The 24131-nt window shown below is 33.6% G+C and carries 25 protein-coding genes; 10 read left to right on the forward strand and 15 right to left on the reverse strand.

The window, feature by feature from the left end; translation table 11 throughout:
- Positions 1 to 256: 256 nt before the first annotated feature.
- Entirely contained in the window at positions 257 to 952 is a 696-nt protein-coding gene (locus tag SLH48_RS20500) for an AIM24 family protein (protein WP_250886781.1), read from the forward strand.
- 243 nt (positions 953 to 1195) lie between these two features.
- Here the strand turns inward: SLH48_RS20500 and SLH48_RS20505 are convergent, their stop codons facing one another.
- Together SLH48_RS20505 and SLH48_RS20510 are read right to left on the reverse strand one after the other, a co-directional pair.
- Positions 1196 to 2269: a trifunctional transcriptional activator/DNA repair protein Ada/methylated-DNA--[protein]-cysteine S-methyltransferase gene (locus tag SLH48_RS20505; RefSeq protein ID WP_320259636.1), complete on the reverse strand. Its 1074-nt coding sequence runs from the start codon at positions 2267 to 2269 to the stop codon at positions 1196 to 1198.
- Between the two features lie 536 nt (positions 2270 to 2805).
- Positions 2806 to 3684, reverse strand: a complete 879-nt coding sequence (locus SLH48_RS20510) for an SDR family oxidoreductase (protein WP_320259637.1) — start codon at positions 3682 to 3684, stop codon at positions 2806 to 2808.
- A gap of 106 nt (positions 3685 to 3790) precedes the next feature.
- On the opposite strand from SLH48_RS20510, the gene SLH48_RS20515 reads away from it, so the two are divergent.
- The 4 genes from SLH48_RS20515 to SLH48_RS20530 all read left to right on the forward strand — a co-directional run bounded on the left by SLH48_RS20515 (position 3791) and on the right by SLH48_RS20530 (position 7019).
- Positions 3791 to 4762: a YafY family protein gene (locus tag SLH48_RS20515; RefSeq protein WP_320259638.1), complete on the forward strand. Its 972-nt coding sequence runs from the start codon at positions 3791 to 3793 to the stop codon at positions 4760 to 4762.
- A gap of 164 nt (positions 4763 to 4926) precedes the next feature.
- Complete coding sequence (locus tag SLH48_RS20520) at positions 4927 to 5178, forward strand: hypothetical protein (protein ID WP_320259639.1); 252 nt, start codon at positions 4927 to 4929, stop codon at positions 5176 to 5178.
- Between the two features lie 693 nt (positions 5179 to 5871).
- The gene (locus tag SLH48_RS20525; protein WP_320259640.1) at positions 5872 to 6444 is read left to right on the forward strand and encodes a hypothetical protein; all 573 of its coding nucleotides are present in this window, start codon (positions 5872 to 5874) and stop codon (positions 6442 to 6444) included.
- 320 nt (positions 6445 to 6764) lie between these two features.
- A complete protein-coding gene (locus tag SLH48_RS20530) occupies positions 6765 to 7019 on the forward strand; it encodes a hypothetical protein (protein WP_320259641.1) in 255 nt (84 codons plus the stop codon).
- A 119-nt stretch (positions 7020 to 7138) separates the two neighbouring features.
- Here SLH48_RS20530 and SLH48_RS20535 read toward each other — a convergent pair whose 3' ends face one another.
- The 3 genes from SLH48_RS20535 to SLH48_RS20545 all read right to left on the reverse strand — a co-directional run bounded on the left by SLH48_RS20535 (position 7139) and on the right by SLH48_RS20545 (position 9160).
- Positions 7139 to 7771, reverse strand: coding sequence for a hypothetical protein (locus SLH48_RS20535; protein WP_320259642.1), 633 nt, complete (start codon positions 7769 to 7771; stop codon positions 7139 to 7141).
- Between the two features lie 295 nt (positions 7772 to 8066).
- Entirely contained in the window at positions 8067 to 8327 is a 261-nt protein-coding gene (locus SLH48_RS20540; RefSeq protein WP_320259643.1) for a hypothetical protein, read from the reverse strand.
- A 320-nt stretch (positions 8328 to 8647) separates the two neighbouring features.
- Positions 8648 to 9160, reverse strand: a complete 513-nt coding sequence (locus tag SLH48_RS20545) for a hypothetical protein (protein ID WP_320259644.1) — start codon at positions 9158 to 9160, stop codon at positions 8648 to 8650.
- A 683-nt stretch (positions 9161 to 9843) separates the two neighbouring features.
- On the opposite strand from SLH48_RS20545, the gene SLH48_RS20550 reads away from it, so the two are divergent.
- Both SLH48_RS20550 and SLH48_RS20555 read left to right on the forward strand, forming a co-directional pair.
- Positions 9844 to 10599: a hypothetical protein gene (locus SLH48_RS20550; RefSeq protein ID WP_320259645.1), complete on the forward strand. Its 756-nt coding sequence runs from the start codon at positions 9844 to 9846 to the stop codon at positions 10597 to 10599.
- A 388-nt stretch (positions 10600 to 10987) separates the two neighbouring features.
- Positions 10988 to 11140, forward strand: coding sequence for a hypothetical protein (locus SLH48_RS20555; protein ID WP_320259646.1), 153 nt, complete (start codon positions 10988 to 10990; stop codon positions 11138 to 11140).
- A gap of 345 nt (positions 11141 to 11485) precedes the next feature.
- On the opposite strand, the gene SLH48_RS20560 is transcribed toward SLH48_RS20555, so the two are convergent.
- The 7 genes from SLH48_RS20560 to SLH48_RS20590 all read right to left on the reverse strand — a co-directional run bounded on the left by SLH48_RS20560 (position 11486) and on the right by SLH48_RS20590 (position 18284).
- A complete protein-coding gene (locus SLH48_RS20560; RefSeq protein WP_320259647.1) occupies positions 11486 to 12031 on the reverse strand; it encodes a BclA C-terminal domain-containing protein in 546 nt (181 codons plus the stop codon).
- Positions 12032 to 12324: 293 nt separating this feature from the next.
- Positions 12325 to 12873, reverse strand: a complete 549-nt coding sequence (locus SLH48_RS20565) for a hypothetical protein (RefSeq protein ID WP_320259648.1) — start codon at positions 12871 to 12873, stop codon at positions 12325 to 12327.
- Between the two features lie 494 nt (positions 12874 to 13367).
- Complete coding sequence (locus SLH48_RS20570; protein WP_320259649.1) at positions 13368 to 13517, reverse strand: hypothetical protein; 150 nt, start codon at positions 13515 to 13517, stop codon at positions 13368 to 13370.
- A 79-nt stretch (positions 13518 to 13596) separates the two neighbouring features.
- On the reverse strand, positions 13597 to 15303 hold the full coding sequence (locus tag SLH48_RS20575; RefSeq protein WP_320259650.1) for a beta-propeller fold lactonase family protein: 1707 nt from the start codon (positions 15301 to 15303) through the stop codon (positions 13597 to 13599).
- Between the two features lie 348 nt (positions 15304 to 15651).
- Positions 15652 to 16047 carry a hypothetical protein gene (locus SLH48_RS20580; protein WP_320259651.1) on the reverse strand — a complete coding sequence of 132 codons (396 nt, stop codon included), beginning with the start codon at positions 16045 to 16047 and terminating at the stop codon, positions 15652 to 15654.
- 532 nt (positions 16048 to 16579) lie between these two features.
- Positions 16580 to 17137 carry a cupin domain-containing protein gene (locus SLH48_RS20585; RefSeq protein ID WP_320259658.1) on the reverse strand — a complete coding sequence of 186 codons (558 nt, stop codon included), beginning with the start codon at positions 17135 to 17137 and terminating at the stop codon, positions 16580 to 16582.
- A gap of 538 nt (positions 17138 to 17675) precedes the next feature.
- Positions 17676 to 18284: a histidine phosphatase family protein gene (locus SLH48_RS20590; protein WP_320259652.1), complete on the reverse strand. Its 609-nt coding sequence runs from the start codon at positions 18282 to 18284 to the stop codon at positions 17676 to 17678.
- A gap of 1087 nt (positions 18285 to 19371) precedes the next feature.
- Between SLH48_RS20590 and SLH48_RS20595 the strand changes: the two genes are divergently transcribed.
- Both SLH48_RS20595 and SLH48_RS20600 read left to right on the forward strand, forming a co-directional pair.
- Positions 19372 to 19509 carry a hypothetical protein gene (locus tag SLH48_RS20595; RefSeq protein WP_214484013.1) on the forward strand — a complete coding sequence of 46 codons (138 nt, stop codon included), beginning with the start codon at positions 19372 to 19374 and terminating at the stop codon, positions 19507 to 19509.
- Between the two features lie 281 nt (positions 19510 to 19790).
- Positions 19791 to 19946 (forward strand): hypothetical protein, encoded by a 156-nt coding sequence (locus SLH48_RS20600; RefSeq protein WP_320259653.1) that lies wholly within the window; start codon positions 19791 to 19793, stop codon positions 19944 to 19946.
- A gap of 419 nt (positions 19947 to 20365) precedes the next feature.
- Here the strand turns inward: SLH48_RS20600 and SLH48_RS20605 are convergent, their stop codons facing one another.
- The 3 genes from SLH48_RS20605 to SLH48_RS20615 all read right to left on the reverse strand — a co-directional run bounded on the left by SLH48_RS20605 (position 20366) and on the right by SLH48_RS20615 (position 23260).
- Entirely contained in the window at positions 20366 to 21139 is a 774-nt protein-coding gene (locus SLH48_RS20605) for a GNAT family N-acetyltransferase (RefSeq protein WP_320259654.1), read from the reverse strand.
- Positions 21140 to 21198: 59 nt separating this feature from the next.
- Complete coding sequence (locus SLH48_RS20610; protein ID WP_320259655.1) at positions 21199 to 21738, reverse strand: GNAT family N-acetyltransferase; 540 nt, start codon at positions 21736 to 21738, stop codon at positions 21199 to 21201.
- Between the two features lie 577 nt (positions 21739 to 22315).
- The gene (locus SLH48_RS20615; RefSeq protein ID WP_320259656.1) at positions 22316 to 23260 is read right to left on the reverse strand and encodes a helix-turn-helix transcriptional regulator; all 945 of its coding nucleotides are present in this window, start codon (positions 23258 to 23260) and stop codon (positions 22316 to 22318) included.
- A gap of 81 nt (positions 23261 to 23341) precedes the next feature.
- Between SLH48_RS20615 and SLH48_RS20620 the strand changes: the two genes are divergently transcribed.
- Positions 23342 to 23785 carry a VOC family protein gene (locus tag SLH48_RS20620; protein ID WP_320259657.1) on the forward strand — a complete coding sequence of 148 codons (444 nt, stop codon included), beginning with the start codon at positions 23342 to 23344 and terminating at the stop codon, positions 23783 to 23785.
- Positions 23786 to 24131: the final 346 nt, after the last annotated feature.

A 24131-nucleotide genomic window follows, 5' to 3' on the forward strand; every position in this document is an offset into this window, starting at 1 on the left:
CCGATAAACTCATGAATTCAACCCATATATTCATGGATTTGACCCATATATGATAAAATTTGATTAATAAAGAACTAAATTAACCGGCACTAATAAAAGATGAGATTATGTACGAATAAAATGAATGACAAAATTCTACATCACATCAATTTGATATATGCTATCTTTATTACAGAAACATTTTACAAAAATATATTCCTCAATAACACTTTCGATATCCATCTTGTTACAGAATATTTTTCAGGAGGGGTTTTATTTGAATCAGCGATATTCTATTCAAGAGTTTGTAGATCAAACGAAGCAAAAGGAAAAAAATCAAGGTGTATTTGAACTAGAAAGTCCTAGAATGTTAGAGGTTAATTTAGATGGAGAAGTTTGGGCAAAGGTCGGTTCCATGACTTCTTATAAGGGCCAAGTTAAATTTGTAAGAGAAAGCATTTTAGAGCACGGCATCGGTAAAATGTTTAAAAAACAATTTACTGGAGAAGGTGTTAGCTTGATGAAAGCATCAGGAAACGGCACAGTATATTTTTCAGATAGTGGGAAAAAGATATACATTATTAATCTTGATGGAGAAGCTATTTCTATCAATGGAAATGATATTTTGGCTTTCGAGTCAACTGTTAAATGGGATATTAAAATGATTCGTAAAATTGCTGGTATGTTAGCAGGTGGACTATTTAATGTTCGTTTAGAAGGACATGGTCTTATTGCTTTTACTAGTCATTATGAGCCTCTCACTTTAGAAGTAACTCCTGATAACCCAGTAATGACAGACCCAAATTCTACTATCGCTTGGTCTAGTAATTTAACTCCTGATATTGTTACAGATATTCAATTTAAAAGTTTGTTTGGTCGAGGAAGCGGAGAAAGTTTTCAAATGAAGTTTAGCGGTAGTGGCTTTGTTGTAGTACAACCATTTGAAGAAGTATATCGAGCACCAAATGCATAATAGAGTAAGGCTCTTTTCGTAAACTTTGTTGCTAATGTTATCAAATTAGTAACACAAAATGGTTTTATATTGTTAGTCATTATGTACACAAGAAAAGATGTCACGAACTTTAGTAGTACGAAAAGCAACAATCAATACGAAAACAGCCTAAAAAATGAACTTTGAAACTATTTTGTACTTACTAAAAGAATGCAAGGGTAAAAATTCCATCCTTGCATTCTAAAAAAGCTTTGATAAATCAGGTTAATTTGGTTTGTTGGAGAGTAAGTTATTATACGTTTTTTCATGGTTTAGCAACCAATTTTTTCTTTCTAAACCGCCACCATATCCACCTAAATCTCCGTTAGATTGGATAACCCTATGACATGGGACGATGATTGCTAATTGATTGGCCCCATTTGCGTTACCAATGGCTCTAACAGATCTTGGGTTATTAATTAAGGTAGCTAGTTCTTTATATGAAGTCGTTTTTCCTAATTCAATTTCCAACAGTTCATTCCAGACAGTTTTTTGAAATTCAGACCCTAGTAAGATGATCGGGGTTTTAAATGTTGTTAGTTTTTTTGTAAAATAGTTTGTGATTTCCTCTTCAATCTGTTTTGATATTTTATTTACTCCTGGAATGATTGAAGCGTTTAACTTATTTCGCAAACGTTCAATTTCTCTTTCCAAACCTCTACGATCAACAAATTCAAGTAAATATAAATAATCATCATCTACTATACTTACCATCGGTCCTAATTTAGTATCTATCCAGTTTGCATATAGCATTTTTACACTTTTAGACTTTGTTGGTGCTTTTCCCATGATTTTGGAAAATGCATCGTGAAAGCCACTCGAAGAATCATACCCTACATCTATTTGAGCATTGATAATTTTTTCACCTGTTCTTATCGATTTCATTGCAATCCCCATTCTTCTAGCTCTCGCATATTGTACAAAGGTCATACCATAAAATTTTTTAAACTGTCTTCTAGCGGTAGCTGCATGAAGACCTAACTTTGAGAAATCAGCATCCTTCCACCTTTTTTCTGGATTTTCCTCAACAAGCTGTATCATTTGATGTACAAGCGGAGATATTTCTTTAGGATATGACATTGGATGACACCTCTTACAAGGACGAAATCCTGCTAAAAGTGCTTCTTCAGCTGTTGCATAGAAATTGCAATTTTCATATTTAGGCTTTCTAGCCGGACATGTCGCATGACAAAATACACCTGTGGTCTTAATTCCAGCAAAGAAAATACCATCAAATGATGAATTTCTTGCTAACAATGCTTCGTAATATTGTTTTTTTAACGCTTCATCATTAATCATTTCAGATCCCTCATTTTATCTGTGCAATATTATTGTAAGGCTCTTTTCGTAAACTTTTTTGCTATACTTCACTAAATATGAGAAGGAAGTATGTTATATAAGATTTTTTTAGTCTTTAGCAAACAAAAGATGCCACGAACGATAGCTGTATTCGTGTTTATTTCCTAGTACGATAAACAACATTCAATTCAAAAACAGCCTATGGTAATAACAATTTTATTTCTTTCGGATATTTATATAACTTCATTACCTTCGTTACACTATTATTGCTCTACAGTTTCTCATTTCGGCTGTATTTTCACTGTACATATATAAAATTATAAATAAGATATAGACATTGTGCATACGAAAAATGAACATCTATTTTTTTGTATTCGTGTTAAGGAAAGCATAGATATTATATAAAAATAGCAGCAAATAGAAAGTCTTAGCGTTGCCAAAGATTCAGGAAACAAGGGTACTATTTATATCTCAATCATAGACAAAAAAAACGCGATTCTATTCAAGAATTGCGTCAAGTCAAGTAACCGAGAGAACTATTGATTTTGTTGAACATTTTCTTCAAAATATTTGCCCCAATCAGGCTTTCTTCCATCAATATCTTTAAATCCATACTCTCTTGATAATTCCCATGAGCTAAGTGCTTTTCCTGTTTTGTTTTGTACCTTCGGATCACTCGCGAGTGCTGCAATCGCTCTACCGATAAAAAATGGTGTTTCAGAAGCGATGAAGTGTGGATCTTTAGCAGCTCCTTCTTGCCAATTCTCTTCAGTGACACCAAACCAATCTAACATAGCTTCTGAACGTAAATATCCAGGACTCACCGCTACTGCTGTAATATTATGATCCTCTAAATCTTTTGACATCGCTTGTGCTAGGTGGATGGTCGAAATCTTTGCCAAACTGTAATATAAATTTCCTCGATAATCATAGCTTACACCATCTGTTATTTCGATAACTAACCCTCTCTGATTTTTAACCATAAGCGGAACACCATAATGACTAGTAATCATGTGAGAATGTACCGCTCTTCTCTGCATAAGAAGCCCATTATCTAAATCATGTTCCCAAAAAGGGGTTTCCCATTGGGTGAGTGGATCCCCTCCCCAAACATCATTTACAAGAATATCAAGCTTTCCATTTTGTTCTTCCTCTATTTTATTAAACAAAGATTTCACATCGTCTTCAACCGTATGATCAACTCTAACTGGTATCCCTATTCCACCTTTACTATTAACGAGCTCTGCCGTTTCTTCAATCGTTTCTGTTCTTCCCATTGAAGATAAATTACCTCTCGTACTTCTTCCAGTTACATAGACGGTTGCTCCTGCTTCCCCAAGCATCATTGCAATTCCACGCCCAGCTCCCCTTGTTCCTCCAGCAACTACGGCTATTTTTCCTGTTAATTGTTTCATGTAATCAACCTCCACTTTTTTGATAAGAATAGTATAATACTTAATGATGTCACCTTATGTCATATAATAATTATTCTGTTATTGTTATTTTTCAGGGGGTATTTTTATGCGTGCAGATAGATTGATTTCCATTTTACTTTTGTTACAAAATAAGGGAAAACTAACAACTAAACAATTAGCACAGGAATTAGAAGTATCAGAACGCACGATTCATCGTGATATGGAAGCATTAAGTATATCGGGAATTCCTGTAATTGCGGAACGTGGTAAATCAGGGGGCTGGACATTACTTGATAAATACAAGACAAATTTAACTGGTTTGAAGCACAATGAAATAATGTCATTGTTAATTTCTCCATCACTTCAGTTGCTTACTGATCTAGGTTTAGCAAAAGATTGGCATGAAGCACGGCAAAAAATCCTTGCATCTGTTCCTAGTACCTATGAACAAAATACGAATGATATTTGGAACCGTATCCATGTAGATACTAGTACATGGCGGCAGTCAACTGAAAAAATTGAGTCTTTTAAAACTATGCAACAAGCGATATGGGATGAAAAGAAACTTCACATTAAATATGAACGTGCAGATGGACAATGTGTTGAACGAATTGTAAACCCATTAGGTTTAGTCGCTAAAGGGAGTACGTGGTATTTAGTTGCGCACTCAAATGGCAAATTCAGAAACTACCGTGCTTCACGAATGCAGTCTGCAACACTAACTAAGGAAGAATTTGACCGACCTAATGACTTTAACCTGGCGCACTTTTGGAGATCTTCAACAACAGAATTTATTAACAGCCTACCGAGATACGAGGTGAATGTCGAAGTATCACCTCATATTATTCAAAGAATAAAGTTTCCTGGACGTTTTGTACAAATTTTACAGGTAGAAACTCCTTTAGAAAATGGTTGGATACCAGTAATACTTAGCTTTGATGCAGAACAAGAAGCAAAAGAATATATTTTAGGCTTCGGAGATCAAATAAAAATTATACATCCTAAAAGTTTAAAGAAACAAATATACGATATGGCAAAAGCTGTCGTAAATTTTTATGAGCAGGAGAAGACACTATAAAAACCTTTTAATGTTGTAACTATCATTTATCTTACTAACGATAACATTTTACAATCTATAATTCATTGATGATTCCTTCAAAATATACAACTGTGCCTATCCATAATAATAATAATAATACAAACATATTTTATTGCAGAAATTTGTACAAGGCAGAGGAAAAATTGAGCGCAAATAAAGCTTCGTCATGTTGCGGTAATAAGCTGGGCATCAATGAGACCATCATTAAAGAACAGTCTGCTTGTTGTGGTTGTCCTGTTACCGTTGATGGCTCTAGTGGGAATTGTTGTAATTGCCCTGTTATTGAACGGTTCTTTAATGGACACGATTATAGTTTAGCATGTAATGAATCAATTGACATGTTCACATCGAAAAACGGTCTCACTCTTTTCGGGAATATTAATGTAGCCTTTTGACTCTGAATGTGGAGCAACTGCAATTATCACTGCAAATAATATGGAACCCCCTATTAATATCCCTGCACCAAAACGTCCGAATCCCGCTGATAATTCTATTTTATCTGCAAATGTTACAAAGATAAGAGTAATATGTTCCGAGGATGCAGGACAGAATTGTTTAGGCAACTCATATTTGATAACATTGAAAGATGTATCACTTCGAATCCACCGCTATGATCTTACTAGGAGGAAGTCCCTACACCTATTAATGGACAGCTGGCTTAGTCAAATCTATATTTTACAAGACTGTGTTTAAATGTATAAGTATCAATAACTCACGCGACCACTTTCCACAGAGTATAATTAGCAACCTTCATATAAGCAATTAATAAAATTCAAGTCAACTTAACAATGACTATCTATCCATTTAAATAATTAGTTAGTCAACTTTCTTTAACTTGATCCTCTTGTTACTTAAAAGCGATGTTACCTCATAATTCTTCCGCAAAAACTGCTCGATTAGCTACAAACAATTTTATGCTCTCATCTATATTGCAGTATATATTTCCCACTAGCAGGCTCTTTCCACATTGACAAATGTACAACTTCTTACTTTTGAAAAATTCCACTCCTTTAAATAAGGATAGCAACCTATACAACTGTTGTGATTTAACCATTGTATATTAATAAATACCTTTAGAAGGTGAACTCATGTCAACAATACCACCTATATACCGTTGTAGAATTGCGCCAAAATCAAATTGCGTTTTTACCACAAAAAAATTTCAAAATTTCACGCCTATACAAATTCCAGAAGAAGGAACAGCTACACCTTATCCGTCAAATATATGTGTCTCTGGATTTACTGACAAAATTGTGAAAGTAGTTATATCCATTAATAACTTAAGTCACACCTTTGTCGGTGACCTTATCATATTATTAGTTGCTCCTAGCGGTAGAAATGCCACAATTATGGCTGGAGCAGGATTTGGTAAAGTAGACGATATAACCCTTACTTTTGATGATATGGGATCAAGCATCATCCCACTCTTTTTGCCACTTACCACTGGTACATTTCAACCAGCAAATTATTTAGGTGAACTAGTACCATTACCACCACCAGCGCCTACTAAACAATCTTTCGGTTCAATGTTAAGTACGTTTAATTTTTTAAATCCTAACGGCATTTGGAGTCTTTTCGTTTTTGATGCATTCCCTGACGATTCAGGTAATATTGCAGGAGGCTGGGATTTAACGATTACTACTAGTAATTGTACACCTTGATAAAGCCTAAATATATTTTAATGAAATATCATTTATGTGCTCACTGTGTATAGCAATTCCAAAAAGCTACAAAATGGTACACATTCTTTTCGAAAGCTATATAACTACCGTAGATTGAATGTAATCAGCTAGTTGTTTTATTTAGTGATATTAGTGTTACTATTATACTTGTTTTGCTTACCGTTAAAGGTCCATCTACCCCGTATATATTTCGAACTGTTAATCATCGACTTAAGGTGGAATCTGTTTGCTTATTTTGAATATTACATCTCCTCCTTTCGTTTAGTGTATAATTATAGAATCATAAGGGGGTTATTAATGTGATTTTGTTATTAACGATAATTGCAGCTACTATCTTAAGCTCTCTTTTATTCTTTATAACTGGTCCATTTGCTATGATTATCGTTTCGGGTATCGTTCTTGGTTGCTTATTTAGAGGTCTGTACTTACTTAACGATCTCAACAAGAGACTTTTAAAAATAGCACCTAAAACGGATAGAGTAAAAGAAGCATATGAGAGATATTTAGAAGAAAGGGAAAAGGAAAATAATGAACAAGGTGGCATTTCCAATTAGTATCAGTAAACTCTATAATTTTTTCTTTAGCACAACTCCTTCTCAGTAAAAATAATTTAACCTGCCAAGCCAAGTAAAAAAAGCACTCTAAAAGAGCGCTTTTTTATAACAGTTAATCATTATTCTGTTTCGTCCAAAGCATCTGGGTAAACAACCGTTTTAAATAAATCACCAGTGGCATCATTTTTAACAAAGATCGTTACAACATAATCTTGTGGATCAACACCATTAAATAGTTGATAGTACATACCTGACATTCCTAATCCAAGTTGAGCAAAACTATCAAAACTGTTCTCGTATTTTTCTTGATCTACTACTAATGTAAATTCTGAAAATGAATCATTATGTATTACATCTTTAATTGAAGGAAAGTCTCCATTATTTTTGTAATCTTCGACGGTCGTAATTATACTATCTTTAATTTCATCCATCATTTCTTTATGCTTAGACTTTGACATTACATAAGTAATAGTACCGTCATCATTTTGTATGACGTCTTTTATGCCATCTTCTTTTGCTTGGGCCGTTATACTGTCCATGTTTTCTCCCTCAAAAAACGAGTTTGGTAGAGTTACTTCAACATTTAACAACCCTTTATCTACTTCAATTGACTCTGCTTCATTTTCTTTCTCAACATCTTTTGAAATTTCTCCTGACTCAATTTCTTTTCCATCACTTGCTTTTTCTTGACTACATGCCGAAACAAATACAGTTAGGAATACAACAAATGATAATAATAGTGTTCTTTTCATATTATTTCTCCCCCTTAAAACTCCTCTAATATTATACCAATAATTGTATATAAGGGAAGTAAAAAACTACTCATTTTCATACTATTTCATTCTTCTCTTTTCTATTTGAACCTTGATACTAGCATTAGCTCTAATCCACCTCAGAATGGATAGAATTTTGGATATTTTTTCAAAGTATTATGGGTAAATCTGAAACCATTCGTAGTAAAGTTAATATACCTCACCCTATCTGGTTAACACAGATCTACCGTGTACAGTTAATTGTCTTAAATATAAATTCGAACAAAAAGCCATATCAATGATATGACTTTCTAAGATCCTTATTCCTCCATAGGCGTATTATGAAAAACTCATTTATATCAGAAGTTACACTTTTTAATATTTCAATGAATTTTATAGTATCTTTTTCTAGCTCTAAACTATGATTTCCACCATCAACCACTTTTAATATAAGATTTTGATTGTTTTTCAATTTATCAAAGCGTTCCACAATAAAACAAGAACTATCTTTTTCTCCCAAAATACATATAGAAGGTTGGGTAAACATGTTTAGCATCAATTAAAGTCCATGTTGATTGTCCACTTGCAATTAAGTTCCCATGATGTAAACAAGAATTATTTGTATGCATTAGTATAAATAATAAAGGCTCTTTTCGTAAACTTTGTTGCTATTTTTATTAAAAGTGGACAGTTTGACGAGTTTTAGGAGTGCTCAATAATTGTTTAAGTAGAAAAGATGCCACGAACGCTATATGTTTACGTGCTTATATCTTTGAACGAAAAGCAACAATCAATGCGAAAACAGCCATAATAAAAGACTGGATACCAGCCTTTTTATTTTAACCAATAAATTCGAATTATTTACGGTTTGACACATTAAGTAAGTCTAATGACATGTAAAATATGTCCTTCGTAACTAGGTGCGGCATCAGCAACAGGTGTTGAGACTGAAATCAATTCATTCATGGCACTACTTTGATAAAGAAATGATTTTGAAACTGGATATACTTCCGATGCAGAAGGATCAGGGTCTAGCATAATGTCTGATCCAATGGGCCCTACTACGTCCGAATTAAATTGAAAAAAAAGTTCACTAGTTGCGTTTAAAGTACAATTTGCCTTAAATGAGATTTCATATATGCCTATATCAGAAAGTCGAATGGCATTGTTGTTATCTGCAGTTGATAAACCTATACAAGGCCCTGGAGCACCAAATGTAACACCTTGACCTGGTGATGCTGTTTCCTCTTGAACCCCTTCAATTTGGCATACTCCTAGGATATTACCAGGTGGCCCCGGAGGCCCTTGAGGTCCTTGTTTCCCCGGTGGACCAGGTGGCCCTTTGGGTGGTGGTGGAACAACTTTGCATTTACAATCTTTGTCTTTCATTAGTGATTTTCACCTTCTATAATTGTTTTACTTTATATGTATGGTTAATTTCTATAGAAGATTGGACTAACATGTATCATGTGCCAAAAATGTATAGAAGCCTATGACAACAATAAAAAACCGCAAGTGTTCTCGACACTCACGGTCAGACAGTAGACAATTCCCAGAGGGTTGGCCTTATATCTTGAAAATAGACCACCAATCTACAGTTCAAGAGTTCAGGCTGGTATATCTTTCATCTTTTTCATTGAAGGTCAATCTTGCAACGCATCCGTTAATTTGAGCGAGTACTTTCACAAGCTTTACATTCTTTCAACTAAGTTATAAATATCCTAGCACCGATGTGATGTTTTTTTACTGTGCTTGTCCAGTTGAATTATAGTTTCTGTGCCTATTTTGGCTAGGACACCGAATCTGGTTGCGTGTGAATTTGATATATTGTTCATAAATACCTTCCCGCTTTCGTATGATACTTATATGGTTATGTATTCGGTTAATAATACCAGCAAAAGATTTTAGTCTGCACACTTTTACCCAAAGTTTCGATTATTAGTTAAACTGTACTTCAAACTATTATTACTAGTTCAAACATATTTTTTCATTGTTCAAAATTGTAAGAAATGATAGATTATTATTATGTTATAAATTTACTTTTAAATTCATGTAAGGGACGGTAGGTTTTAATGAATGGATTAGATACGTTAGCAATAGGTTTATTAATTTGTTTTTTTATTTTTAGGCAATATAAAATATATAATTATGACGAATTTCATAAAACAGTATCTGAAAACAAAATAAAAAAACAAATCGTATCCAATAGAAGAGGTTTAATAATTACTAATCTCCTCTTCGGAACTATTATAATCTTGATTGTATCACCAGAACTTGTAGAAAAGTATATTGATTTAGAAGTAGGGAAAATAGAGAATGTTTCTAGTGTATTCGCTTCTGTTTTGATCGCATATTTGATTTATCACCAGCAAACCCTCGAAGGGATTAGAACAGAAATAACAATTAAGAAACTACTAAAAGAAAAACATGAGGAAAACTTGAATTCTCCTAAGCTAAATATTCAAATAAATGAAAATGAACAAAAATTTAAGATTCCTATATTCAGCAGTAGAAACATGGATTATAAAATAGAAGCTATATTACAAAATGTTTCAGAAAAAGAGTTACATGACGAGAATGTTCCTTACTATTCATCTGATTTATCAATAGCTAAAACCTTATTACCTTCTTTGCCAACATACAAAGATAACAATAATTTACACAACTTCAATGGCTATCCAAATAAAGAGCTAGAAGTAGATGTAACAGATCATAATGGAAATGTATTTACAGCTATAGCAAATGATGAGTCCGTTATTATTTGTACTGTTTTCCTTATGTTCAAAGATGTGCCTTTACAAATCTCTTGTGATACTGTACGTTCTTAGCGATATTCACCATTGAATTCTCTTGAAATCGTTTAATAATTTTCGAAGGTTATATACATAGAGAAAGGCTAAAAGGATTTTGCGCAGTGTTGTAAGTGCGATTATAAACCGTATTATGTCAAGTTTCTTCCTTTTTATGCTGACGCTCGGTATAGTGGGACATTCTCCATTTCACTAAGGCAATTTTAACGGCCTCCCTTCCATGGTTTTCTAATGACATTTGTATAATGTAGATAGTTGTCAGTTGCACATTTAAGTAGTCAGGCATTCACTAATTAATAACGCCTTAAAACCTGAAGGGAAGTAAAATCTATGTCTGACTGTTCGTGCAAAGGGAAAAGAAACAATGAAATATTTTGTAATTGTCAGCTTGGTCAATTAACATTAAGTGATGGTATGGAGGGAATTAGTATTTGTCCCTATAATATTAACAACAGATACAATAAGTGTGCCGGAAAAGGGTTGGGTTGCCAAAGTTGATTCTATGGTAGACTTACAAGCCATTGTCAGTGGACCAGAGGCTTTTGGTATCAGTATGTAATTGAACACATAACAGATGGGAATGCTATTACCCTGTGTCAGATAAGAGACAGACATTGATCCAAAGCTATACAGTATGTGATACTCCACCTATCATATAGATTATCTATTTTAGACAATAAATGTGAACCAGCATTTTTAATTCTTACAAGTACGTGTCGATCATTATAATAATTGGTATTATATTATACAAGCTAAAAAATGAATGTGTTATACATAGTCCCAAGAAAATTGTATCAGGATGCCTAAACATTCTGGCATGATGACATGAAAGCAGCCCCACTTTTTAGATAGAGTAGGGCATTTCTTATGTTTACTTCTATTTTTGAAATGTAGTGACATAGAATTAAGTGTATCTAATTATATCCAAAACTGGGAAAAGGTATCCATTTTGTCCTGTTAAAGTCGCGTTTAGGACCTCAACTTCAATAGTATCACCCATAGTAAGAGCTTGAAGCATGGTTCTTGAAACTGTAGTACGTGAACTATTAGTCCCCATACCATCACTCTGCGAAACAGACTGTGATTTACTTAAACCACTTCCATTAATCAAAACTCTAAATACAAGCATATCACCTTGACCTAGTGATACATCAATACTATATGTGATTTGATAAAAACCTGTAGCAGGAATCATGATTTCATTATTTGTAGGCATAGTAGTTGCAAAACCTTCACATGGTCCGAGATCAGGAAGCATCACCAGGTCACCAGACATTGGAGTCGTAATTTGTTGGCTAATATTAAAAATTTCACAAAAACCTAATGCACTACCTGGAATCCCAGGAATCCCCATTGGTCCTTGTGGTCCTTGTTTTCCTGGAGGTCCTTGCGGTCCTTGTGGTGGTGGTGGAACGACCCTGCATTTACAGTCCTTCTCCTTATCATGCATCTTTTTCACCTCCAAAATATTATTCTACTTATTTATATGATATTTTTTAATATTTGCTTGGACTAATATTTGTAGTTAGCCACAGGTTTAATCATTGTACACACATTATAAACAAGTCCTTTAAATACATTTTCACCTCTGCCTCTATTCCAGATTCTTGGAATGGAGGTTACATATTTCGATAGATGAGGTCTACGAATCAAACTACCTATAACTGGTATTATGCTTACTAGAATTGAATATTATATTCAATGATATACAAAAATCTTCAACTACTGGGAGTCTTCGTTTCTCTAAGATAATTGTATTACCTGCAGGGAAGGTCGTACGAAAAAAACGGATTGTCCTGCTGCTGTCGTTTGCAGTTCAGTAGAAATTACATCATTAGCATTTAACATCCGAATAGTGGTTCTTGATAATGGAAGTATGATTTGCTCAGTATTAGAATCGTTTACAAATATTTGTGTATCCAGCTGTTGTGTACCATTAATTGTTATACCAATGAAAAAATCAAGGGAGCCAATATCTCCAGTGTCTAAGGCATTTACAGTAAATGAAATTTCATAGTCTCCAGTATTTAGCACAGTGATGGAACCAATCAGTGGATTGAGCGTAGTGTTATTAAATGGTCCTGGAGAATCATATCCAGGTGGTGGAACAATTGGATTACCGTCACTTACAGCAAATGGGTCTTGAGTATCCCTTAAAACACCATAAGATAAAGCGGTCCCCGGTGGTCCTGGAGGTCCTATTGGTCCTTGTGGTCCCTGTTTCCCCGGTGGTCCTGGTGGTCCTTGAGGTGGTGGTGGCACAACTCTACATTTACAGTCTTTATCTTTCATTTTTATTTTCACCTTCTAAAATTGTTTTACTATATATGTATGGATATTTGCTATAGAAGGTTGGACTAATAGATATACCGTGATTAAAATGTGCCGGTGTCTATGTTAATTGTACATTCTCCAACAATTATAATATTTTAATCATAAACAAGCAGGAACAGTATACAACAAGAAAGGCCAAAGGTTCAGCTACACCGACGGCCTAACAGCAATGATTCCTTCAAGAGTTGACTTCTAAGAAAAAGACCGCATCCCTACTGGCATAAGGGGTCAATTTTTTGTCGTTTTTGTTGAAAGACAGTACCGAAATGATCAGCCTGCAAAATTCATGGTGAATGGAGGTACGTTTGATAATATATCTCCCGTGGTGCGTTTTCGGTGTCGATTTCATATAACAGAATCCAATTACAGCTGTTTTCCAGGTTCAGATCCTCGCCGAAATATTTAGATGCGCAGTAGATCAAGTCACAACCGCCGCGATGTATAAGGGTAAATCACTCTAGCTTTTCGATTAGTGCAATATCCACCGGCATTTCCTCGGCCCAGTTATATCCACCGTTAATTAACGTAATGATTTCGTTTATTTCTTCGATTTTATGCTGTTGTGCGGTATAGTCGAGCCATCCACCGCTTTTCCAAACCAAGATCGTCCTCTATTCCGTTTTAGTGCACGCGAAAAAGCCCGCCGATTGATGAGCGAGCTTATATTTAATGTAATTTAGATTAGTTCGGTGTGAATGCAATCGCCTCAGGATTAGTACCAACGTCTACAGTTGTGATTTCTGTATGAGTTTTCACGTCAATAACTGAGACAGTGCCATCGCTCGAGTTTCCAACATACGCAAATTTTCCATCAGGTGTGAATTCGACAAAACGATTGTTATCTCCCACCTCTATCGTTGCTACGATTGAGTGTGTTTTTATATCGATGGCAGTAACTGTATTTCCGTTGAGAGTGGCTACATAAGCGAGTTTTCCATCAGGTGAAATTGCGATATTATTTGGCATGTCTCCCTGAATACCAATCGGAATTGTAGTAACTATCGAATGAGTTTTGACGTCAATTACTGTGAGAGAGCCGAGTATTGAACCCTCACCTTGATTAACGACATATGCATATTTACCGTTCGGAATAATCGCAATATTATTAGGTCTGTTCCCTACTGACAAGGTAGCAATTACGGAATGTGTCTTTGTATCGATAACTGTTACATTCCCATCATCTTGACATACTACATAAGCTAATTTCCCGTCGGGTGTAAAAAAAATGCCTCTTGGGTCATCACTAACATTGATTGTCGCTATCAAACTATGAGTCTTAACATCTATAGCAGCTACAGAAGAAAAACCACTAACGTCTTCACGTTTACATACGTAAACTAATTTCCCATCAGGATTGATTGCTATAGATTCAGGTTGTCCCCCTACAAAAATAGTAGCAATAACAGAATGAGTTTTCGTGTCAATCACAGATATATTATCATCCGGTTCCATTACTATATAGGCAAGTTTACTATCCGGTGTAAAAGCGATATCTACCGGCCCAACCCCTACTTGAATAGTTGCAATAACCGAGTGTAATTTCGTATCAATTACTGACACACCACTAATCACATTTCTTGTGAAAGTAACATAAGCTAGTTTCCCATCAGGTGATATCGCTATATTATCAGCCCCCGATCCTACTAACACGGTAGCTATAACAGAGTGTGTTTTTACATCAATAGCCGTAACTGTATTTCCGTTAAAAGTATCTACATAAGCTAGTTTCCCGTCTGGTGATATCGCTATATTACTTGGACTGTCGCCCGGATTAGCTATCGGAATTGTAGCGACAACAGAGTGCGTTTTCACATCAATAACTGTGACGGAACCACTTGTTGAATCATCGCCTTGATTTACTACATAAGCTAGTTTCCCATCCGGAGTAAACTCTACGTCCTGTGGTCTGATTCCTGCGAGAATCGTAGCAATAATAGAGTGCGATTTCGTATCTATTACCGACAAGTTATTACTACTGCTGTTTGTTACATAAGCAAGTTTTCCATTAGGAGAAATTGCGATATTATTCGGATTCATTCCTACACCTACGGTAGCAATAACTGAGTGGGTTTTAGTATTAATGACGGTAAGGTTGGAATCAACATCGATGGCTACATAAGCAAGTTTTCCATCTGGTGTAAAAGCGACAGCAACTGGAGATAACCCCAACTGAACAGTAGCAATGACTGAATGAGTCTTCGTACCAATCACGGACATGGTATTGCTTTGAAAGCTTCTATTTGTGACATATGCAATTTTCTCGTCAGGTGAAATCGCAACATCATTAGGGTCACCACCCACTAACGTACTAGCGATAAGAGAATGCGTTTTCGTATCGATTACAGATATAGTGTTAGGCCCGTTACTCACTACATAAGCCAGTACCATCGTACCGACCTCCTTAATTCTTTTATTACAGTGTATGCGAGCATAAGGTCAAAGTAATTTTTTTGAATCTGCATTGTTCTTTTGGCAGATAAAGGCTATTCGCTGGGGGCGCTTGGGGTCAGTCGTTTTCCCTTTGCAATATCACTCAGATTTTTAATTTCGCTGCATCCGCCATTCTTTACTAGTTTTCATACTAATCACTAAGGAACCAATACGCATTCACAAACATTGATGTGACGGTATTTATAGAAGTGTTTCCTATGCTTTACTACAATACAATACTGCATACAATTTCTACTTTAAGGCGAAATTGTTAGAAGGTACGGGTCAAATGTGCCGTGCAGACACCTAACTACATGGCTCTGTCATACCATCACAATTTATATCAACAGAAACATTTCCACCTCCAATTATATCCGTTATTTCTACTCTCGTTACATTTTTAAATGAAAAGAGCTTGTTAATGTTTTTAGTAGCTAAATCTAAAATTATAGGCTGTATTACACCATTTGAAGTAAAGTTAATAACTACTCTTTCATTTCCTGTTGGGTCAGAAACAGTAAGTTCAGCTTCACCGTGTAATCCAATTGGTCTCCCATTGTATGCCTCTATTACATCCCCTGTCGCTAATTCTATATAATCAAGAGATGAGGTTTCAGTAATTAATTGACACGGACAATCACACGGTTTTCCTTCCTTGATAGTATTCCCGCAACACGTTGTTACTTTTTTATATTGAGTCATTGTTATTCCTCCATAATCACAGTTTAATACGATATTATATACCGTAAGTCTTATCCGTGATTGGACGTATGGAATATGATCACCATTTCTTTGTCGGTTAATGGAAGCATAACCCTACGATTAAGTCAAAGCTCAAGTCAACGGAAATAAAAAAACACTAGAACCTTTGAGTTATCAAGGATTCTAGCGTTAGGATGATTTCGACAGGTCTCGAACCAGCGACCTCTAGCCTGTATCCATCAACTATAAGGTCATTATAGCACTAAAAATCGCGAACTTCCCCCACCCCATTGCTAACCTCCTTTCATACACAGAACTAGGAGGTTACATATTTTTCTCTGTTGAATATCACCCTTTTACCTTTGAATTTATGGTTAAAAGTTATCTTTAGCACTAACAAATGGTGTTATTATATGATCAGGATCATTCAATATTATGATGTTCATATTTCATATTTTTGCCTTGCTGTAAAAGTTTGAATACTTCTATAAGTTCCCAATCTTCTATTGTTTCATATGACTTTTCTGAAGATCTACTGTATTCCATCTCTAGTTCCGTTACCTTCTTCTATAGCCATTGCATCTGCTTTAGTCCTATGAACAGTACCAAATGGATGGTTTGGTGGAGCATATATCGAGTATAGTTTTAATGCAACATTACCTGTATTTATCACATTGTGCCACATTCCAGCAGGTATCATAATGGCGGAGTCATCAAAAATTCTTCTTTGGAAACTTAAGCTTTCTCTCTCCTTACCCATTTGAACAAGTCCTTGACCTTGTTCAACTCTTAAGAATTGATCAGTATTAGGGTGGATTTCCAAACCAATATCCTCACCAACATTAAGACTCATTAATGTAACTTGAAAATGCTTACCTGTCCATATTGCTGTACGGTAGGTATTATTTTGTAAGGTAGCTTCATTGATATTTAAAACAAATGGGTTTGCTCCATAATCTCTTAATACAAGCCTATTATGACTATAATATGGCAGATACGAGCCATATACCTTATTAGAATGAGCCCAATAAGGTTTAGGCTTTCTAAAAGTATGCATTGGTACATTCACATTATAAGGATGTTGATACATATAAGGCACACAGTACCCATCAATCCCCTCAGATTAATAAATTGTTATTTACAAACCATCTTATGTACTATAGTAGAGGAGTGTACTTGACTCATTGTATCTTCAAATAAGGAGATGCTTTCTTTATCAATAAAAGCCCTTTCATCCATTATTTTGTCCAAGTTGCTGCTGGAGAAAAAGATGAGGTAGAGAATATAAGTTAATATTATAAATTTCTTTAAACCTTCCACTCAATGTTAGAATTGTATTTATTCAGTTAGAAAATGCATCAATAAATTAATTAAAAGCATTAGAGGGAGGATTTATCTAAGCCTTCACGATTGTGAAATTTTACAAAAATTTTGTGTGAAAAGTAATTCCCATTAATAATGCCATTCTTATGAAGTCAACCAGTATCTAATCTAGTTGACCTATTTTGAATAAATATTATCCCTAAAATGGTCGAGATAGACATGACTATATTCATGCGCCATATTGTGGAATAAAGAAAATCTTTATAAAACCTTTTCTTACACATTATACTCTTGACCTGGATTTATTAAAATTCCTCATACTCGTAACTGATTCGCTCAATGTCCTGATTATTCAATTTAAATAAGGTATTTTGTGATACTTCTAATCTTAATGCTTCCTCTTTATCCATTTGTTTGTATACTCCTCTTAACACTCTCCCCATTAATCCATGTGAAATGACAATTACTTTTTCTCTACCCTTTATACTATCAAGCCATTTGGATGCCCGCTCTACAACAGTTTCATAGCTTTCTCCATCTGGAGATTTGAAATACCAATTATAACTATCTGTATTTTTTATAAGCTTAGACCATGTAGCTTCTATTTCCTTAGTTGTTAAACCAGCCCAAGAACCTACGGATACTTCTTTTATTGTATTATCTATAATTACCTTATTAAAATCATAGCCCAGAGTTTCACAAATAATTTTTGTACTTTGAATAGTTCTTCCTAGTGGACTCGAATATATCGTCCATTCATTTGGATCATCGATTAATAGCTTTAATAGCCTTGATATATTTTTGACCTGATCAATTCCCGCTATTGTTAAAGGGGAATCAAGCTCACCTTGATATCGTCCTTCAGTATTAAAAACTGTTTCTCCATGTCGAATTAAGTAAATAGTTTGATTCAAAACAATAATCCTCCAATGTATTTAGTATAGATTTATAAGTAATTCATATAACGTAAATGAAAGTCGTTTATTATAGTCACTATCTACATAATAGACGTCGATTCTCAAATAAAGTTTCTGTTTTGTATAATTGAGCAAAAATTTTCGTGCAATTTATAAAAAATGTACCATATAATTTATTTTATAAAATGTAATTTCCCTTTTTCGATCGATATTTGGATATTTGAAGCTAAGAGACATTATTAACTACCGAAGAAAAATAAGCATTGATGCAATACATTCCACCGCTTATTCGAAAAGAAGCAGTATTATAATTAAGAGTATGAGAGAGGGGCATATATTATGGGAAGAATTATTACAAAAGGCGAGATGGACTATAGCTATGTAACATATTTTTTAGTTTTTCTATTTTCTCTCTTCACTCTAAGAAAGATAAAAAAATTGAAGAGGTCAGAAAAGTTCTCAAGAAAAAGTTTGTTGAAGTTAACTATAAAATATAGTGATTGATTCTTTTGACTTAGCAACTATTATGGCTCTTTCCAAAAGAAAAGACGCGTTTCATTGCAGAAATGCGCCATATTGTTGAGTAACATTAGGTGAATGTGGCATGTTGAACATTTAGTTTGATAATTTTCTCTCATTCTGTTATCTTCTGCCCTCTTATTAACCACAACCTATCTTGCGTTTACTAAACATTTCGTTAGAATTATCTTATAATTAAACTAGAGGTGATAAATATAAAACTTGAATTTCCATTGTTTCTTCTGATAGTTTTACTTTTTTCCACTGTTGTTCATTATTTCTCACCAAAGTATGAAGATATATATATCATATTAGCCGTTGGAGTTGTTTATCTGACTCTAAAGAAACTAAGCATATTGAAGAAAAATGTTAGTCCAGCAATTGGGATTTCCTTAATATTTATCACCTTGTTTATTTTCATTGTCATTTATTAGAAATAGAATTTTCTGGTAGTAAACACAACTATCATTGTATTTACTTATTTTTTTTAAGGGTCTTTTGTTACAATAGACACTATATTTATTCACCTATTACATAAACTTTATATACAGGAGTGGGTTTTAAGATGACATTTAATGCATTTACACCATTGATGGGGTTATTTATTTATTTACTTTTTATCGTAATCGGAGCAAATATTTTATATTGGGTGATTAAACTAGCTGTTAAGAACGCCATCAATGAATCAAAAATTAATAAATAGAAAGCAAGTATTATCAGTGTACACCTTCAATTATTTTTGAAGTGTTTTTTATGAAACATTTTTGCTATTAAGTCTGATATCACCACAAAATAATAAAAAAATATTCATTTCATGCTAATAACTCTCATATAATTAACTAGTTTTAATACCCATTTTTCAGTCTTGAAGCATAATTCAAGGCTTTTTTCTATTCTCCACTTTGCTTATTTTATTTACTTAATTCATTATAATTATTGTTATAATTCACCATGTGAATTACTTTCTAACATGAGGTGATTCACTTGGAAACTGTTCTTTTATTTGCTTTATTTGCTGTACCTATTTTCTTTATTGTCTTATATGAGATAATCAAACGTGCTGTTAAAAATGGTATCGATGAATCTATGACGAGTAAATTGACTAGACAAGATATAAGTAAGAGACATCAGTCAAAATAACAACCCTACAAAACATTCCAGTTATTAGGAGGTTTTTTAGTAACCTTAATTATTCTTAAATTTCCATAAACATGTGTAAATCCGCTCAAAAATTGAATAGTATGTTTTCCCCCTCTTATAGTACTTGCCAGTGCATCGACGTCACCAGAGACGAAAGTAAATAAGAATTCTGTTGCAACCAAAGTAAACTCAAAAAAATCCCTACTCATTGAGTAAGGGATTTTGCTATTATGTCTTCATGTAAATGTACAGTATGTTATGTTAACTTCTTTAAAGATGTGTGAGATTTTCTAAAAAATAGTCCAAGGAACCACATTATCACTTGTGTTTCCTTAATAGGTAATTATTCTTAAGGTAGTCCAGATAGCCTTGACCACCTTCTTGCGCCATATTGTGGAATAATGGTTATTAATTTTTGCTTATTTTTTATAATTAATATAATACGTGTCATATGACTCTTTCAACACGTATCCAAGTTTTTGTGCTAAGTTTGCAGATTCAATGTTGGCTGCATCCCAACTAGGGTAAAACCCATTCTCAAGACAATCTAAAATCAATGCAGATGCTGCTATTGATGCTAAGCCTTTTCTTCTATGCAATGGATGTGTGGCAACTTCAATCTCAATTCCATGATTATAAATACTATATGATGACGCTCCACATACAACTTGTCCATCATATAAAATGGCATACCCTATACCTCTATTTATAAAATCATCTATCGAATCAAACTGACTTGTAAAATCCTCTGAAATTTCATGAAGAGATGGTTCTTTCGCTAATGTTAAATCTATTTTTTGTAGTCTATATCCTTCTGATAATTTTGATAAAAAAGTGTGTATATGACTCTGGTTTAGATCTTCAGGATTTTTTTGGAATTTATATCGTTGAAATTTATCCAAAACTCCTTTATGAACAGTCTCTATACGATTTTTCCATTCGTCCTTATTTACGATCACATAGATATGTTCAGGAAGGTTGTATAGTAACTCCTCAGCCCCCCTTGAATATGGGTTACCAGCATAGTATACAAAAATGCCTACCATAATTTGTGCAATAGTTGGGTTCTCAAGATCATCAACCCAAACAGTTCCCATATGACCTTGAAGACACGAAAGAACCATGGTATTATCCATATCTTTGAACATAGGAAACAACTTTTTTCTTACATTGATATCTGCTTCATGTATCATGAAAATTCCTTCTTTCCTAATATTTTTTACTGGAAATATACAGAATTAATCTTATATTCTTATATCCTATGATTCGAAATCTTGCACTCTGACTTAGTATTAAATTCTTGAATGTATTTTCCACCTTCAAAACGCTCAGTAAATTCACCCTTACAAATATCGTTAATAATTCCCTGCCAAAAATAACGAGCAGGCTTGTTTTTTTCTATTTGAGTAATCTTCCAATCACCAGGAAACATGGTAAATACTTTTTTCGCTATTTCTTTTCCGTAGCCATTACCACTATATTTAGCCATAATAAAGAATTCTTGAATTGTGTTTGGGCTCGACTCAGTTGAGCTTTCAACAAGAGCAAATCCAATAAATTCATCTTCTAATTTTATAAAGTAAGCATGAAAGTTACTATTAACCCAATACTTCTCTAAATTAAAAGGTACATAGGTTCCATCCTGTTCTAATATTATAGAAGGAATATATCTACTGAATTCATATATGTAAAACTGCATTATGCTATGTAATATATTCTCTTCCGTTGGCTGTACTTTTTGTAAAGTAAGCACTATATCAACTCCTACCCATAAATTTATGGCGTTCTTCAACAACCTCCCCCATTATCTAACGACTCTGAGATATAATTTACTAGACTAACTTATGTGAGGAAAAACAGGAAATTAAATGCTAAGTACTTCTCTGTAATAATTTATTTATCTTTCAGAAATTAAAAAAGCCACAGGGTTATATAAATTAACCTTGTGACTCACATTACGTTCTTTTTCGAAAATATACTTACATACGCTTTTCATGGAGGCTTAATTATTTAATCCGCATGAGTGAGAGGCAATACATTTAATTTCCAAGGTTATCCTCATTAAATTAGTCATGGTTTACCCTCACTCCCTTCTATAATAAGACAACTATACCAAACATAATTGTCTAAATCAATAGCTTAAGCCATCTCCACGTTACTATTACTTACTACCATTAAACACCCTTTTCACACAATAAATATGAAATATTTTGTTGTTAAATAACATGGCCCTAAAATGAATAATGACACATATCTATATTTCAGACATGCGCCAAATTGGAATATTTTATTTACTCATGAGGGGCTATATGCTACTGAAAAAAGTCGATTAGAATGGTTTTCTCTGTATTATAATCAACACAATCGAGTTAGTTTATATTATTTATGTGTAGCGTAATAACCTTCAACTTGCTTTGAATCAAAGTTTTTAATGAGTTCGGACTTATAGAAATAATGTTCTGACCAAAGCGCAAAATGTAGTCTGAAATAAAATCTTCTTCGCTCAAATTGTAATAGCCTGATATAACATAATGTTCGTCTTCTCTTAAAATTGACATTGATGGATAATGCTCCTTATCATATAAGTCCTTTCCTTTATCATTTACAACAATGGAGAAATGAATAGCATTTTCTTGTTTATGGTAGGTTCCTAATAGTGATAATAAATATTCTAATCTCATTGACATTCTATCTTTAACCATTTTTAGTGATAAAATCTTATCACACCGTAAAGTTTGGACTCTTTGCTTATCGATATTGTAAAATTTTGCATACCATTGCCCAAATTTAGAGTTTATTTTTATAAACTGACCTGTTAATTGTATTTTTTCTTTATTTTTTTTATAGGACACTTGGTAGATTTTCTCATCCATAATGCCTTGAATTAAATCTTGTATGTAAGGATTAAAATTACTATGGTTGGTTATTTCTAAGCTAATTAACTCTTTCATTTTTTCAATATTTTCTTTCACTTGAATAGGTATAACTTTTTTAAACTTCTCTTCTAAATTACTTATTTCATATTCAAATGGTTTTGCTTTATATCCTTCCAAAGTCAGCATAGCAAAGTACATAGCAAACATTTCATCCACAGTAAAGATAATTGGAGATAATATACGATTTTCTAATACTAAATACCTCCCATTTCTACCTTGCTCAGCATAAATTGGCATCCCTAATAATTCTAAAGATTGAACATCTCTAATCGCTGTACTTCTTGATATATTATACTTTTCCATCAAATCCTTAAGGTTAAAAGTCTTTTTATTATTTATGAATTGCAACATATCATTTAATCTTTCAGACTTATTCATATTAACTCCTTAAATGGTGTCATTGTTTGATACCTTTAAAGTCTATACTAAAAGTGTCAATTATAAAAGGAGGTCATTTCAATGACATTAGAAATTGCAGTTTTTTTATCTATGAATGGCAAAGCATATGAAGCAATTAACTTTTACAAAAAACACTTAAATGCTAAGGAGCTACTATGTGTGACATATTCAGATATGGCAAAACGTGATAATTCACTTGTATTAACAGAAGGTAACAAAGATTATATTTCACATTCGGTACTTCAGCTAGGAAAAACTAAACTAATGATTGCTGAAGAAACAATGCTACCTAGTGAAAGCTACAATGTAGGTAATAATATTTCACTTTGTATTCAAAGTGCAAACTTAGCAGAAATTCAAAACTATTATAATAATTTAACAAGCGATGATAGAGTTCAAATTATTACTCCTCTTGCTAAGAATGTTTTCAGTGAAGCTTACGGGATTGTTCAGGATCCTTATGGTATTCAATTTCAACTTATGTATGATAAGCGTTTAAAATAGACATATAATTTAAGTAATATAGCTTTGCAATAAAGCCAGAACAAATATTTGTTGTATGTCCATATTCTTAGATAGACCAACAGAAGCCATTTTGATGAATCTTTCACAAAATGGCTTCTTTACATAATAAACTTATCCTTTTTCAATAAGAAAGAGATTGAATTTGACTTATGGAATAAATTGACCCTTAACAGAAATAGACACATATCTTTTTTTCTGATATGCACCATTTTGTTAAATGACATTTTTGACACTCCCACGCCTAAAGGAGCAAGCTGATAGCCTTACGGCATCAGTGGGATTCTCGAGTGATTAAACCGAAGTGCATTTCTGCTATCGGAGTATG

Source organism: Cytobacillus sp. IB215316 (genome assembly GCF_033963865.1).
In the GTDB taxonomy this organism is placed as follows: domain Bacteria; phylum Bacillota; class Bacilli; order Bacillales; family SM2101; genus Nanhaiella; species Nanhaiella sioensis.

What these genes read in the sequence shown, in the direction of transcription:
- SLH48_RS20505 (WP_320259636.1), bottom strand. Translation starts at nt 2,269, where the DNA reads ATGATTAATGATGAAGCGTTAAAAAAACAATATTACGAAGCATTGTTA.
- SLH48_RS20510 (WP_320259637.1), bottom strand. Translation starts at nt 3,684, where the DNA reads ATGAAACAATTAACAGGAAAAATAGCCGTAGTTGCTGGAGGAACAAGG.
- SLH48_RS20515 (WP_320259638.1), top strand. Translation starts at nt 3,791, where the DNA reads ATGCGTGCAGATAGATTGATTTCCATTTTACTTTTGTTACAAAATAAG.
- SLH48_RS20525 (WP_320259640.1), top strand. Translation starts at nt 5,872, where the DNA reads ATGTCAACAATACCACCTATATACCGTTGTAGAATTGCGCCAAAATCA.
- SLH48_RS20535 (WP_320259642.1), bottom strand. Translation starts at nt 7,771, where the DNA reads ATGAAAAGAACACTATTATTATCATTTGTTGTATTCCTAACTGTATTT.
- SLH48_RS20540 (WP_320259643.1), bottom strand. Translation starts at nt 8,327, where the DNA reads ATGCTAAACATGTTTACCCAACCTTCTATATGTATTTTGGGAGAAAAA.
- SLH48_RS20545 (WP_320259644.1), bottom strand. Translation starts at nt 9,160, where the DNA reads ATGAAAGACAAAGATTGTAAATGCAAAGTTGTTCCACCACCACCCAAA.
- SLH48_RS20550 (WP_320259645.1), top strand. Translation starts at nt 9,844, where the DNA reads ATGAATGGATTAGATACGTTAGCAATAGGTTTATTAATTTGTTTTTTT.
- SLH48_RS20560 (WP_320259647.1), bottom strand. Translation starts at nt 12,031, where the DNA reads ATGCATGATAAGGAGAAGGACTGTAAATGCAGGGTCGTTCCACCACCA.
- SLH48_RS20565 (WP_320259648.1), bottom strand. Translation starts at nt 12,873, where the DNA reads ATGAAAGATAAAGACTGTAAATGTAGAGTTGTGCCACCACCACCTCAA.
- SLH48_RS20575 (WP_320259650.1), bottom strand. Translation starts at nt 15,303, where the DNA reads ATGGTACTGGCTTATGTAGTGAGTAACGGGCCTAACACTATATCTGTA.
- SLH48_RS20580 (WP_320259651.1), bottom strand. Translation starts at nt 16,047, where the DNA reads ATGACTCAATATAAAAAAGTAACAACGTGTTGCGGGAATACTATCAAG.
- SLH48_RS20585 (WP_320259658.1), bottom strand. Translation starts at nt 17,137, where the DNA reads ATGTATCAACATCCTTATAATGTGAATGTACCAATGCATACTTTTAGA.
- SLH48_RS20595 (WP_214484013.1), top strand. Translation starts at nt 19,372, where the DNA reads ATGACATTTAATGCATTTACACCATTGATGGGGTTATTTATTTATTTA.
- SLH48_RS20605 (WP_320259654.1), bottom strand. Translation starts at nt 21,139, where the DNA reads ATGATACATGAAGCAGATATCAATGTAAGAAAAAAGTTGTTTCCTATG.
- SLH48_RS20615 (WP_320259656.1), bottom strand. Translation starts at nt 23,260, where the DNA reads ATGAATAAGTCTGAAAGATTAAATGATATGTTGCAATTCATAAATAAT.
- SLH48_RS20620 (WP_320259657.1), top strand. Translation starts at nt 23,342, where the DNA reads ATGACATTAGAAATTGCAGTTTTTTTATCTATGAATGGCAAAGCATAT.